The organism is Streptomyces sp. NPDC104202, assembly GCF_055584185.1.
On the sequence record NZ_JBVJMN010000021.1, the window covers coordinates 37518 to 50415 of the forward strand.

General features: G+C 73.7%; 12 protein-coding genes. 3 read left to right on the forward strand and 9 right to left on the reverse strand.

The genetic code is table 11. The annotated features are described in order from the left end of the window. Positions 1-4: 4 nt before the first annotated feature. The 5 genes from ACZ60W_RS16135 to ACZ60W_RS16155 all read right to left on the reverse strand — a co-directional run bounded on the left by ACZ60W_RS16135 (position 5) and on the right by ACZ60W_RS16155 (position 4938). Complete coding sequence (locus tag ACZ60W_RS16135; protein WP_469755945.1) at positions 5-2041, reverse strand: copper resistance CopC/CopD family protein; 2037 nt, start codon at positions 2039-2041, stop codon at positions 5-7. A gap of 43 nt (positions 2042-2084) precedes the next feature. Beyond that, positions 2085-2543 carry a copper chaperone PCu(A)C gene (locus ACZ60W_RS16140; protein WP_469755946.1) on the reverse strand — a complete coding sequence of 153 codons (459 nt, stop codon included), beginning with the start codon at positions 2541-2543 and terminating at the stop codon, positions 2085-2087. Next, on the reverse strand, positions 2540-3247 hold the full coding sequence (locus ACZ60W_RS16145; RefSeq protein WP_469755947.1) for an SCO family protein: 708 nt from the start codon (positions 3245-3247) through the stop codon (positions 2540-2542). Before ACZ60W_RS16145 ends, ACZ60W_RS16140 begins: the two co-directional genes overlap by 4 nt. Before the next feature lie 36 nt (positions 3248-3283). Then, positions 3284-4051: a YcnI family copper-binding membrane protein gene (locus tag ACZ60W_RS16150; RefSeq protein ID WP_469755948.1), complete on the reverse strand. Its 768-nt coding sequence runs from the start codon at positions 4049-4051 to the stop codon at positions 3284-3286. Positions 4052-4161: 110 nt separating this feature from the next. Further along, positions 4162-4938 carry a hypothetical protein gene (locus ACZ60W_RS16155; RefSeq protein WP_469755949.1) on the reverse strand — a complete coding sequence of 259 codons (777 nt, stop codon included), beginning with the start codon at positions 4936-4938 and terminating at the stop codon, positions 4162-4164. A gap of 247 nt (positions 4939-5185) precedes the next feature. Between ACZ60W_RS16155 and ACZ60W_RS16160 the strand changes: the two genes are divergently transcribed. Beyond that, a complete protein-coding gene (locus ACZ60W_RS16160) occupies positions 5186-5644 on the forward strand; it encodes an ATP-binding protein (RefSeq protein ID WP_469755950.1) in 459 nt (152 codons plus the stop codon). A gap of 93 nt (positions 5645-5737) precedes the next feature. Here the strand turns inward: ACZ60W_RS16160 and ACZ60W_RS16165 are convergent, their stop codons facing one another. Both ACZ60W_RS16165 and ACZ60W_RS16170 read right to left on the reverse strand, forming a co-directional pair. Then, positions 5738-7201 carry an aminopeptidase P family protein gene (locus tag ACZ60W_RS16165; protein ID WP_469755951.1) on the reverse strand — a complete coding sequence of 488 codons (1464 nt, stop codon included), beginning with the start codon at positions 7199-7201 and terminating at the stop codon, positions 5738-5740. Positions 7202-7326: 125 nt separating this feature from the next. Beyond that, positions 7327-8778, reverse strand: coding sequence for a PP2C family protein-serine/threonine phosphatase (locus ACZ60W_RS16170; protein ID WP_469755952.1), 1452 nt, complete (start codon positions 8776-8778; stop codon positions 7327-7329). A gap of 566 nt (positions 8779-9344) precedes the next feature. On the opposite strand from ACZ60W_RS16170, the gene ACZ60W_RS16175 reads away from it, so the two are divergent. Together ACZ60W_RS16175 and ACZ60W_RS16180 are read left to right on the forward strand one after the other, a co-directional pair. Then, on the forward strand, positions 9345-10025 hold the full coding sequence (locus ACZ60W_RS16175) for a bifunctional DNA primase/polymerase (protein WP_469755953.1): 681 nt from the start codon (positions 9345-9347) through the stop codon (positions 10023-10025). A 234-nt stretch (positions 10026-10259) separates the two neighbouring features. Next, positions 10260-10865 (forward strand): hypothetical protein, encoded by a 606-nt coding sequence (locus tag ACZ60W_RS16180; protein ID WP_469755954.1) that lies wholly within the window; start codon positions 10260-10262, stop codon positions 10863-10865. A gap of 219 nt (positions 10866-11084) precedes the next feature. On the opposite strand, the gene ACZ60W_RS16185 is transcribed toward ACZ60W_RS16180, so the two are convergent. Together ACZ60W_RS16185 and ACZ60W_RS16190 are read right to left on the reverse strand one after the other, a co-directional pair. Next, positions 11085-12062, reverse strand: a complete 978-nt coding sequence (locus ACZ60W_RS16185) for a DUF5926 family protein (RefSeq protein ID WP_469755955.1) — start codon at positions 12060-12062, stop codon at positions 11085-11087. Between the two features lie 177 nt (positions 12063-12239). Beyond that, positions 12240-12842 carry an ATP-binding protein gene (locus tag ACZ60W_RS16190; RefSeq protein WP_469755956.1) on the reverse strand — a complete coding sequence of 201 codons (603 nt, stop codon included), beginning with the start codon at positions 12840-12842 and terminating at the stop codon, positions 12240-12242. Between the last annotated feature and the right edge of the window lie 56 nt (positions 12843-12898).

Consider the following 12898-nt stretch of genomic DNA (forward strand, 5'->3'; position numbering starts at 1 on the left):
TGGCTCAGCCGATCTTCACGTTCTTGTCGATGGTGGTCTGGTCGATGTCGGAGGTACGGACGGTGACCTGGATCTTCCACTCGCCCGGCATCGGGATCTGGACGCCGCTCGCGCTCCAGTGTCCGGTCTGGATGCGGTCGGGAGCGACGGGCAGCGGGCCGACGTCCTTGGCCTCCAGGGTGAGGGCCACCTTGACCTCCGGGACGTCCAGCGGCTTCCCGTTGGGACGCTCGACGAAGATGTGGAGTCCGTTGGCCCCGGTGCGGCCGGGGTCGAGGCTCAGCCGGACGACGCCCTTGCCGTCGACGCCGCCGGTGTCGAAGGGCATCCGGATGTCCACGGGCCGGTCGGGCACGGCGGCCGGACCGGAGGTCACGCCCGCGCGCCCCGCCTCCTCCTCGGTACGACCGGGCTCGGTCGAGGTGAGGATCGTGGTGACGGCGAGCAGCACGACCGCGACGGCGGCCTCGGTCAGCACCGAGCGGCGCAGACCGGCCCGCTCGGGGTCGGCGTCCCGTTCCCGCTTCCGCCGCGCGGTGGCGACGGCCGCCCGCTGCCGCTCCAGCTGAGCCGCCCGCTCGGGGTCGACGGCGGTCTCGTCGGACGCGGGGGCCCCGCCGGAGGCCGTGTCCTCGTCCTCCGCCTCCTCCTCGTCGTCCTTCTCGGCGTCCTCATCCGGGTCCGAGTCCGAGTCCGAGTCCGGGTCCGGGTCCGGGCCGTCCGCGGAGGCGGCGGACGCGGCGGACCCGCCGGAGGTGGAGCCCCCGTCCTCCGCCGGGCTCCCGACCGCGGCGGAGGACGGGTCCGCGAGGCGCTGGGTCCAGCGGCGGGAGATCCAGGCGATGCCGACGAGTACGGCGAGGAGGCCGATCTTGACGAGGAGGAGCTGGCCGTAGCGGGTGCCGGTGAGCGCCGACCAGGAGCCGACCTGGCGCCAGGCCTGGTAGAGCCCGGTGGCGGCGAGGACGCTCACGGAGCCGAGGGCCACCGTGGAGAAGCGCCGGACGGCGTCGCGGTCGACGGACGGCGCCCGGTAGAGGGCGACGAGCAGCACGGTGAGTCCGCCGAGCCAGGCGGCGACGGCGAGGAGGTGGAGGATGTCGACGGGCATGGCGATGCCGGGCTGGATGCCGGTCGAGGCGTGCTCGGCGAGGGCCCACGTACCGGCGATGCCGGCGGCGATGACGGTGCCGCCGAGACCGAGGCCGAAGGCGAGGTCCTTCTTCTCCTTCGGGTCGGTGCGCCGGGCGTACGCGCCGAAGAGGACGGCCACGAAGAGCGCGGCGGCGCCGAGCAGCAGCAGCCGGGAGGTGAGCGCGGCGCCGGTCTTGGTCTCCAGGACGGCCTTCAGGCCGGCGAGGTCGAAGGCGTCGGAGAGCTCGCCGGAACCGGTGTACGGGTTGCGGAGGAGCAGCAGGGCCAGGGTGGCGCCGGTGAGGGTGAGCCAGCCGCGGACGACGGTCTGCTGGACGGGGCGGACGCTCGCGCCGCGCGGCCAGCAGACCAGGACGAAGGCGCCGCCGCCGACGAGGACGGCGAAGCCGCCGTAGGAGAGGTAGCGCGCGACCCCGTAGAGGGTGCCGACGAGACCGCCGCCGGGTGCCTGGTCGGGCAGGGCGACGGACGTGGTGGAGGGGGCGCCGATGGAGAAGGTGAAGGCGCCGGCGATGGGGTGGCTGTCGGCCGAGACGGTCTGCCAGGCGACGGTGTAGGTGCCGTCGGGCAGTCCGGCGCGGAGGGCCACCCCGTAGCGGACGACGGATCCGCTGCACAGGTCCCGGATCTCCCCGGTGTCGGCCCGCCGTCCCGCCGGGTCGAGGACCCGGATGGAGTCGGCGCTCATGGCCACCTGTTCGGAGAAGGTGAGGTTGACCTCCTTGGGGGCGGTGGCGACCACCGCCCCGTCCTTGGGATCGCTTCCGGTCAGCGCCGCGTGCGCGGAGGCGGGTGCGGCGCCGGCGAGGAGCGTGCCGAGCAGCGCGGCCGCGAGTATGAGCAGCCGGGCCAGGGCGGTACCGAGGCGCGGGGCGGTGGTTGTCATCGCTGGGTCACTCCGTCAACTCAGGGTTGATCCGTCAACGCGCTCAGTGCTGCTGCGGGTTGTGGTTGGCGGCCTCGACGGGAAGCTCGACCTCGATGGGGCCGGACTTCTCGAAGTGGAGCTCGATGCTGACCTTCTCGCCCTGCTTGGGCTTCTGCTTCAGCTCCATGAACATGATGTGGTTGCCACCACGGGAGAGGGAGAGCTCGCCGTTCGCGGGGATGTCGAACGACGTCACCTCCCGCATCTTCTGGTCCTTCGTCTCGTGCATCGTGATGTCGTCCGAGAGCGGGCTCGTGACGGAGGTGAGCTTGTCCGCCGTGTCCCCGCCGTTGGCGATGGTGAGGAAGCCGCCGGCCATGTCCATCACCGGCTGCGGCATGAACGCGCCGCTGACCCGGAGCTCGGGCTTGCCGTCTCCGGACGAGGACGAGCACCCGGTCAGCGCGAGCGAGGCGGCCAGGGCCACGGCGGCGGACAGGGCGGTGGTGCGGCGGTTCACGGGTTCTCCCCCTTGATGATCTTCGGCAGGTCCTTGGCGTAGTCGTCGACGGAGGTGTCCTCGCCGTACAGGACGTAGCCCTGGTCGGTGGCGGGCGAGAAGGCGATCACCTGGGCTCCGTGCATGGAGACGACCTTGCCGTCCTCCACCTTCGGCGGGTCGATGCCGATGCCCATCGACTTGGCGCCGGCCTGGATGGCGGCGAAGTCGCCGGTGAGGCCGGTGAAGGAGGGGTCGCCGGCGGCGGGCAGCCACTTGGCCAGCTCGGCGGCGGTGTCCCGCTGGGGGTCGGTGGTGACGAAGACGACCTGGAGCTTGTCCTGGTCGGCCTTGGGCAGCTGCTTCCTGGCGATGGCGATGTTGCTCATCGTCAGGGGGCAGACGTCGGGGCAGTGGGTGTAGCCGAAGTAGACGAGGGTCGGCTTGCCCTTGGTGCGCTCCCGCAGGTCGTACTTCTGGCCCTTGGTGTCGGTGAGGACGAGCGAGGGCTTGGCGAAGGGGCGGTCGAGGACGGTGGCGGCCCGGGTGGAGTCGCTGCCGCCGGAGACCTCGGCGACGGACCCGGAGGGCTTGTCGTCCTTTCCGCCGAGGCCGACGGCCGCGGTGAGGCCGATCGCCGCCGCGATGGCGACCGCGGCGATGACCAGCGGCGCCCGGCGCCCGGGGCGGGGGGTGCCCGCCGCGGGCGTCTTCTCTTCAGACATGGTGGTTCTTTCCGGTTCTGGGGGGGCGTGCGGCCGTCAGGCCGAGCGGCGGCGGCCGGCGAGGACGCCGAAGGCGACGCCGGCGACGCCGACGAGGATGCCGATGACGCCGAGGACACGGGCGGTCGTGTCGGTGGACGTGGCCGCGGCGGTCTCCTCGTGCCCGCCGGCCTTGTCGTCGTGGCCGGCCTTCTCGTCGGACGGCGCGGAGGCCGAGGCCGACGGGGCGGAGCCGCCGTGGTGGTCGGCGGAGGCGGCGGAGAGCTTCAGGACGGGAGCCGGGTTCTGCGGCTCGTCCGCGCCCTCCTTCGACTCCTCGATCCAGCGCACGACCTCCTTGTTGTCGTACGTCTGGATCGCCTTGAGGACGAGCTGGTCGGTGTCCTCGGGCAGCTGGCCGAGCGAGAGCGGGAACTGCTGGAACTGGCCGGGGCCGATCTTCGAGCCGTCGGCGGTCCAGGTCACCTTGGAGACGGCCTCGTTGATCTTCTTGCCGTGCAGCTCCAGCGGCTTGCTCAGCTTGCTCTTGGTCACCTCGGCCTTCCAGCCGGGGAGGGGCTGCGGCATGACCGAGGCCAGCGGGTGGTCCAGCGGGAAGTTGACCTCGACCTTCACGGTGGAGGCGTTGTCGCGCTCGTTGGGGACCTTGATGTTGACGGTCGCGTAGCCGCCCTTGGCGGCCTCGCCCTGCGGCTGCACGCTGACGTGCGCGGAGGCCGTGCCCGCGAGGAGGACCACGGAGGAGAGGGCGACGCCGCCGGCGAGGGCGACACGGGTGGCGGCGGAGAGACGGGAAACGGTCATGGCGGTGGACACTCCAGCTCGGAGGAGGACGGGGAAGTCCGGCACGGCGGGGCGGGGCCCCGCGCAGGCGTGCGGACGGGCGCGGCCCCGCTCCTGGTGAGGGGTCCGCGTCAGGCTGCGAGAACGCAGTCGACGGCCGGCGGGCCGCGCCTGATCACCGTGTTCCTGAGGGCCTCGGCCGCGGGGGGCAGCGAGGAGTCGCCCGCGGTGCGGACGGCCGGACGGGGGCCCGTGCGCGGGTCCGTCGGCAGTCCGGCGAGCAGGGCCCGTACGAGGCGGAGCGCGGCCCGCAGCGAGCGGACGAGCGCGGCCTCGGCCAGTTCCGTGGCGCCCGGCCCGGAGAGGTCGACGAGCCGGCTCAGGGCGCGGTCGCCGCGTCGCAGCAGCCACCCCGTGGCGAGCGCGGCGAGCAGGTGGCCGAGGAGCATGGGCAGGCCGGGCAGCAGCTCGGCGGAGGCGGCCGCGGCGACGGTGTGTCCGCCGTGGGCGTGGGCCGTCGCCGGGTCGATGCCGGCGTCGCGGACGATCCGGGCGGCGTCGGCGGGGGCGATCGCCCCGCTGCCGGCGCCGCAGACCAGGCGGGCGGCCATCCGTACGAGGGCGTCGTCGGCCTCGGGGCCCAGCGTGAGCCGGCGCTGTCCGAGGCCGAAGAGGACGTGCAGGCCGAGCTGCCCGCCGGCGAGCGCGCCGACGACGAAGCCGAGGGAGCGCTCGCGTCCGGTGAAGAGGACGGTGATCCCGAAGACGCCGAGGAATCCGGCGAGGAGGGTCCACGGGGCGATCCCCGCGCAGGCGGCGAGGGCGTGGCCCAGCGCGGACAGCACGACGCAGACCGCGGTGAACACCGCGGCCCTCAGCAGCCGTGGAGCGAGCGCGGGGGCAGTCATGGCGGCCCCATCATCGCACCAGGGACCGGGCCGCCATGAGGCAGGTCCGGAAGGTCGTTCTTGAGGGTCTTCGGGGTGACATGGAGCCACTTCGGGGTGACGCGGGGCGCTCGGGGGCCGGGCATACACCGGCGCACCGGCCGGTCGCATCCGCCGAACGAGCGCTCTTGGCGCGTTCCCGCGCTTACGAAGCGTCCCGTCCGGCAATAGGTATCGGTATGTCGAGCCGCTGCCGGGAGGCTGGAGCATGAGCATCTGGTGGTCACTGCATCTGCGGCGCGAGGCTGCGAGCGTGCCGCTGGCGAGGCGGCTCCTGCTGGGCACGATGGAGACGGCGGGAGTCGATCCGGACGTGTCCTACGACCTGTCCGTGGCCCTGACCGAGGCGTGCGCGAACGCGGTGGAGCACGGCGGCGGCGCCGGGAGCGGCACGCCGGGCGGGGCGCACTCGGGGGCGTACCGGGTGACGGCGTACCTGGACGGCGAGACCTGCCGCATCGAGGTGGCCGACGCGGGGCCGGGCTTCCCGGGCACCGGGGTGCCGCGGACGCCGTCGGACGACGCGGAGAACGGCCGGGGGCTGCGGCTGATCGAGGAGCTGGCCGACCACGTCCAGTTCGGCAACCGCTCGGGCCGGGGCGGTGCGGTCGTCAGCTTCGACAAGATCCTGAAGTGGCGGGACAGCCCGTCCCTCCTGCTGGCCTGAGCGCCGCGGCGGGCACCGGTCGCACCGGGAGCACGGGGAAGGGCCCCCGCCGGTCGGTCGGCGGGGGCCCTTCGGTACCAAACTACGCGGAGGTCAGCCCTTCAGCGCGGCCATCCACGCCTCGACCTCGTCGGAGCGGCGCGGCAGCGCGTCCGACAGGTTCCGGTTGCCGTCCTCGGTGACGAGGATGTCGTCCTCGATCCGGACGCCGATGCCGCGGTACTCCTCCGGCACGGTCAGGTCGTCGGCCTGGAAGTACAGCCCGGGCTCGACGGTCAGGCACATGCCCGGCGCGAGGGTGGTGTCGACGTAGGCCTCGGTGCGCGCGGCGGCGCAGTCGTGGACGTCCATGCCGAGCATGTGGCCGGTGCCGTGGAGGGTCCAGCGGCGCTGGAGGCCGAGCTCCAGGACGCGCTCGACCGGGCCCTCGACGAGGCCCCACTCGACGAGCTTCTCGGCGAGGACCCGCTGGGCCGCGTCATGGAAGTCGCGGTAGGCGGCGCCGGGCTTCACCGCGGCGATGCCGGCCTCCTGCGCCTCGTACACGGCGTCGTAGATCTTGCGCTGGAGGTCGGTGTACCGACCGTTGATCGGCAGGGTGCGGGTGATGTCCGCGGTGTAGAGCTCGGTGGTCTCCACGCCGGCGTCGAGCAGCAGCAGGTCGCCGGAGCGGACGTCGCCGTCGTTGCGGACCCAGTGCAGGGTGGTGGCGTGGGGGCCGGCGGCGCAGATCGAGCCGTAGCCGATGTCGTTGCCCTCGACGCGGGCGCGCAGGAAGAACGTGCCCTCGATGTAGCGCTCGCTGGTGGCCTCGGCCTTGTCGAGGACCTTGACGACGTCCTCGAAGCCGCGGGCGGTGGAGGCGCAGGCCTTCTCCAGCTCGGAGACCTCGAAGGCGTCCTTGACCAGGCGGGCCTCGGAGAGGTGGACGCGGAGTTCCTCGTCGCGCTCGGCGGTGACCTTGTCGGTCAGGGCGGCCTCGATGCCGGCGTCGTGGCCGCGTACGGCGCGGACGGGGCCGGTGGCCTCGCGGAGGGCGCCGGCGAGCTCGCGGACGTCCTTCGCGGGGATGCCGAGGAGCTGCTCGGCCTCGGCGAGGGAGTGGCGGCGGCCGACCCACAGCTCGCCCTGGCCGTCGAGCCAGAACTCGCCGTTCTCGCGGTCGGAGCGCGGCAGCAGGTAGATCGTGGCCTCGTGGCCGTCCTTCGTCGGCTCCAGGACGAGGACGCCGTCCTGCGTCTGGTCACCGGTGAGGTACGCGTACTCGGTGGAGGCGCGGAAGGCGTACTCGGTGTCGTTCGACCGGGTCTTCAGGTTTCCGGCGGGGATCACCAGGCGCTCGCCCGGGAAGCGGGCGGAGACCGCGGCGCGGCGTGCGGCGGTGTGCTCGGCCTGGGCGATCGGCGCCAGGTCGTGCAGCTCGGTGTCGGCCCAGCCGGACTTCATGCTCTCGGCCAGCTCGTCGGAGACGCCCGGGTAGAGGCCGTTCTTCCGCTGCTTGATCGCCTGCTCTTCGGTCGACTCTTCCGGGGTCTCCGGCGTGAGCTCCTCGGCCACGGGTCTGCCTCCTCTTGGTACGACACTGAACCCCCACCATCGTACGGTCGTGCGGAAGGGGGCCCAGGGCCGGAAGGCCCATTACCGAAGAGTCACGTTCCGCTTACACGGATCGCACGGGAATCTCACGCGAAGCGCGCGGCGAGCAGGACCACGTCCGCCCCGTCCACGGCCGGGTCGAGGCCCTCGGGCAGCAGGGTCCGCAGCACGTGGTCGGCGACGGCGCCCGGGTCGTCCCGGTCCGCCCTCGGCACGCTCGACGCGGCGGCGTGGAGCCGGGCGAAGGCGCGGTCCATGGTGTCGCCGGTTCGGCGGAGCAGCCCGTCGGTGTAGAGAAGCACCGTTTCTCCGGGTGCGGGGGACAGCTCCACGCTCGGCGCCTCCCAGCAGGAGAGCATCCCGAGCGGGGCCGACAGCGAGGTCTCGACGAACTCGGTCCGCCGGTCGCCGACGACCAGCGGCGGGGCGTGTCCCGCGCCGGCGAGGACGAGGCGGCGCTGCGCGGGCTCGGCGTAGGCGAAGAGGGCCGTCGCCGAGCGGGCCGGCTCGGTCACCCGGAGCAGCAGCTCCAGGTCGGAGAGGACGGCGACCGGGTCCTCGCCCTCCATCACGGCGTACGCCCGCAGGGAGGCGCGCAGCCGGCCCATCGCGGCCAGGGCGCTCGGCCCGGTCCCGGAGACGGAGCCGACGGCGAGTCCCAGGGCGCCGTCGGGCAGCGGCAGCGCGTCGTACCAGTCGCCGCCGCCCAGGGGGCCGGTGCGGTGGCGGGCGGCGAGCTGGACGCCGGGGACGCGGGGGAGGCGGCTGGGGAGCAGCTCCTCGGCGACGGTGGCGACCTGGACGCGGGCGCGCTCGACCTGGAGGAGGCGGGCGAGGTGTTCGGTGGCGAAGCGGCCGTAGAGCCCGATGAGGTGGCGCTGGCGGGCGGAGGGTTCGGCGGGCTCGTCGTAGAGCCAGACGGCCGCGCCGAGCCGGCCGGCCTCCTCGGTGGCGAGGGGGAGGGCGTAGCTGGCGGCGTAGCCGAGGCGGGCGGCGACCTCGCGGTGGCGGGGGTCGAGGCCCTCCTCGGTGCGCACGTCGCGGATGGCGATGGGGTCGGGGACGCGCTCGGGGTGGACCGGGTCGGGGAGGCCGTCGAGGAGGCGGCGGTAGCTTCCGGAGCCGCGCGGGACGGTCTCGATGGTGCCGAGGTCGGCGTGGGCGAGGCCCAGGCCGATGGTCTGGGCGGGGCCGAGGCCGTCGGCCGGTTCGAGCACGGCCATGCCGCGGCCGGCGCCGACGAGGGCGGCGCCCGCGCGGAGCACCTCGCGGAGGGCCTCGTCGAGGGAGGACGTCCGGATGAGGCGCTCGGTGAGTTCGTGGAGGGTGGTGAGGTCGGAGACCCAGGCGGCCAGCCGGTCCTGGATCAGCGCTCCGGGTGGCGGGACCGCGTCGGAGGGTGACGCCGCCGAGGGGACTCCCGTGAGGGGCGCCGTAGTGTGCGGGGGCCCGGGAGTCGTGGCATCGATTCCAGCCACTTTCGGCAGGTGCGGGGCACTCATGTCAGTCGGCTTTCCGACCGGTGCGTTTGACGCCATGGCATCGCAAACCCCCATGTCATTCAGAGCCGCTCGATGTCTCCACATGTACACGCACCAGAGGAACGATGTCCAGCATTGTCCCCACGGGACTTGTGGTGTCCCGAGAGGTCGCGCGAGAGGGTTGAAGTGCGCGGGAAGTTGGCCGAAAATTGTCCCCGGTGTGCACCTTTTGCGGTCGACTGGCGTCGTTTGAAGGCGCGTCATTCCGAGCGTGCTGGGTACGTAATCGGTGACAGGCAGGGGCAGTTGGAGCTGCCCTGGAACGTGACGCGGGACCCCGGCGTCTTTCATGCCGCAGGCCGCACCCCCTCCCCGCGTGGCGGGGAACGTGTTCCGACGCCCCGGAGACCACCCGGCTCCCTCTGGTTCTGACCTGGCTCCACCTGGTTCCACCCGGTCCCACCTGGTTCCGACCCGGTTCCCCCTGGTCCCGGCCCGGACACGCCCCGCCCGGACGCGGGGCGCGCGGTCCCGCCGACCCGGTACGCGCTGATACGCACGGTGAAGTGTTCTGCACAGGTTGTCATGTGGATTCGGCGTTCAACGGAAAGGAACGAGCGCTCATGCGCGAGATCCTCGGAAGGCGACGCAGGCTCAGGTCCCGGCGCAAGGCGAGGGCCGCCCGGCTCGACGCGGCGGTCACCTTCGCCGTCGAGTGGGGCTGGCCCGTCCTGCCGGGAGCGGGCCTGAGAACGACGACCCGCACGGCCGCGGGCACCGCCTGCGCCTGCCCCGACCCCGACTGCGCGGTGCCCGGGGCGCACCCGTACGACCCCGGACTGCTCGCGGCCACCACGGACGAGCGCATGGTCCGCTGGTGGTGGGCCAGGCGCCCGGACGCCCCGGTGGTGCTGGCGACCGGAGGGGGCGCGCCCTGCGCCGTCAGCCTGCCCGCGGTGGCGGGCGCGCGGGCCCTGGCGGCGCTCGACGCGTCGGGCATGCGGCTCGGCCCGGTCGTGGCGACCCCGACGCGGTGGTCGATCCTCGTCGCCCCGTACGGCCTCGAACGGCTGGGCGAGCTGCTGTACGCGAAGGACAGCGTGCCCAGCTCCCTCCGGTTCCACGGCGAGGGCGGCTACCTCCTGCTGCCGCCCTCCGTCACCGGCAGCGGCCCGGTGCGGTGGGAGCGGGCGCCGCTCGCGGGCTCGGCCCGCCCGTGGCTGCCCGACGTCGAGGCGGTCGTCGACGCCCTCGTCGAGGCGAGCACCAGCACCCCCGGCGGCGGCAGCCGGCTCACCTACTGAGGCCGGGCCCGCGCCGGGCGGCCTGGCGCGGGGCCGGACCGGGCGGCTTCGGGGCCGGGGCGCGGGGCCGGACCGGGTGCGGGGCCGCGGCGGCGTTCGGCCCTTCACCCGAACGGGTGTGTCCTGGGCCGACTTCCAGGGGAAACGCGCGCGCGGCGGACCGGGCCCCGTCGGCCGCCGCTATGTTCGCCCCACCGTTCAAGATCTCCAGCCGAGCAGGAGCAGGTGGGTTCCATGGGTCGGGTGAACCTCCGGGTGGTCGGACTCGGTGCCGCCGTCACGGTGGCCGTCCTGCTGCCGCTCGTCGCCGTGGCGGGACCGACCGGGGAGCCCGCGCGTCCGGCCGACGCGAAGCCGGGGGAGCTGCTGAGGGACCTCGGTCTGGGCTCCCGCCCCCGCACCCCTCCCGCCGGGGACGCCGCCGCTCCCCCGTCCGCCGCCGGCCCGCGGACCGCCGCGGCCGGAGCGGCCGCGGCGGCGGCCGACAGGCGCCTCACGCGGTGCGGCCCGGAACTCGCCTCCCCCGACGGGGTCGAGGCGCAGACCTGTGTCCTGTCCGAAGGGCCGGACGTGTGGGCGCGTACGTACTACCGGAACGCCGCGGGGCAGGAACTCGACGCGTTTCTGACCCTCATGGCCCCCGGCGGGCGGACCGTTCAAGTGCGCTGCGCCGTTCCCGCGCAGGACGAACCGGGGACCTGTGAAACGCCCCGGGAGCGCGGCCGGGGAGCGGCCGCGGAGCATACGGCGGTGGCGGAATTCGCGGGTGCCGGCGAAGGGGGCAGCACTCCACTGCTGCTGCGGTCGGGCAGCAACACGGCGGATGCCGAAGGAAGTTGAGAGTCGACGCTCCGGCCCTGCCGGGAGCGGACATGGAAAGGCCCGATCGCTGGCGACGGGGGATGCACCAGCGACCGGGCTTCCAGAACGGTAACAAGAGATCTGCTGTTCGCAAATTCGATCTCGGTTATTCGGACAGGGATTTACCTGTCCGCGGACCCGCTTGTGGCGGAAGTCACCGACTGGTCGGTCTGTCAGTCACCGATACCACCTGGGGTATCAGCTGAGAGTGACCTGACGGTTCGTGAGGCCACCGCGCGCCCGGCGCTCCTCCGCCGTGAGCGGGGCGTCCGAGGCGAGCGCCGCCGACAGTCGCTCGGCGAACTCGGCGGCGGGCTTCTCGCACTGCTCGGCGGTCATCGACGTCGGCAGGTCCCACACCGGCACCATCAGGCCGTGCGCGCGGAACGAGCCGACGAGCCGGGTGTCCTGGCCGAGCGAGGTGCCCTCGCCGGCCTGGAGGCGGGCGAGCGCGTCGAGGAGCTTCTCCTCCGGGTACGGCATGACCCAGCGGAGGTGGTTCTTGTCCGGGGTCTCGCACCAGTAGGCCGAGTCCACGCTCGTCAGCTTGACGGTCGGGATCGCGGCGGCGTTCGCCCGCTCCAGGGAGGCGGCGACCTCCGGGTCGGCGCCGTCCGCGGACTGCGGGATCCAGAACTCGAAGCCGGTGTGGACCTCGGGCGCGAACGCGGCGTCCGCGTCGAGCAGGTCCTGGAGGCGCGGGCCCTCGGCCGGCACGCGGCGCGCGGGGACCGGGGTGCCCGGCTCGGCCTCCAGCGCGCGCTGGAGGGTGTCGGCGAGGTCGCGCGCGAGGTCGCCGGAGGTGGAGTCGTTCTGCAGGGCCAGCAGGACCGAGCCGTCGTCGCGGCGGAGCGCCGGCCACGCCATCGGCAGCACGGTCGCCAGCGTCACGGAGGGCACGCCCTCGGGCAGTCCGCCCTTCAGCGTGAGCGGCACGGTGGCGGCGGGCACCAGCTCGCGCAGCGCGACCCAGTCGCACTCGCCGGTCAGTCCCTCGAAGGGGCGCTGGACGAGCTCGGTCACGGCGTGCGCGGCCGCCCGGCCGTGGCACGCCTTGTAGCGGCGGCCCGAACCGCACGGACACGGCTCGCGGGCACCGACGACCGGGATCTCCCCGCTCGTGACCTGTGCCTGACCGGTCTTGCCGGCCTTCGTCTGGGGGCGCTTCTTGGCCATGGTGTGGCTTTCTCCCGATCGCGGCGTGCTGTGCGCTGTGTGCGCTCTGTGCGTGCTGTATCGGGCGCGAGCCTAGCCGCACCGGGCGCGGGTGCCCCTCAGGCGGGGCGCTGCCGGCCCGGGGATCACGCCGGTCCCGGCCCGGCGCCGGTCCCGGGCCGCGACCCCGCCGCGGGATCAGTCCAGATCGTCGTACGCGTCGAGGAAGTCGAGGCCGGAGCCGCCGCCGACCCGCGTCGCGAAGTCCTCGCGGCGGTGTCCCTCGGTGACGACCACCCAGACGGTGACCTCGCCGGACGCGCTGTCGCGCACGCCCCAGTCCTGGGCCAGCGCGCCGATGATGTTCAGCCCGCGGCCGCCGCGTGCGGTGACCGAGGGCGTCGATGGGACGGGGCGTGTGGGACCACCGCCGTCCGTGACCTCGACCCTGAGCCCGCCCGCCGGGTCGACCCGCCAGGCCGCCCGCACGTCGCCCTCGCCCCGCTCCGCGCATCCCAGCGGCCTGCCGTACCGGCAGGCGTTGCTGAGCAGCTCGGACAGGATCAGCACCGCGTCGTCGACGACCGAGTCGGACACCCCGCTGCGGTACAGCTCGGCCCTCATCCGGTGTCGTGCCTCACCTACGCCGGCAGGGCCATGGGGAACGGCCATGCTCGACGAAGTGGGCACCTCTTGTGCCACCACCAACGCCACCCCCGAGACCTCCTTTGCCCCACGCCACCGTGTGGATGCCCCAATGGCCTGGACCGGAAACCGGCCAATCCGCGTTCGATGAGGCACTCGTGACGATCGCGTACACACGGAACGCGCCGGTGCACTCCCCGTACGTCCTGGTG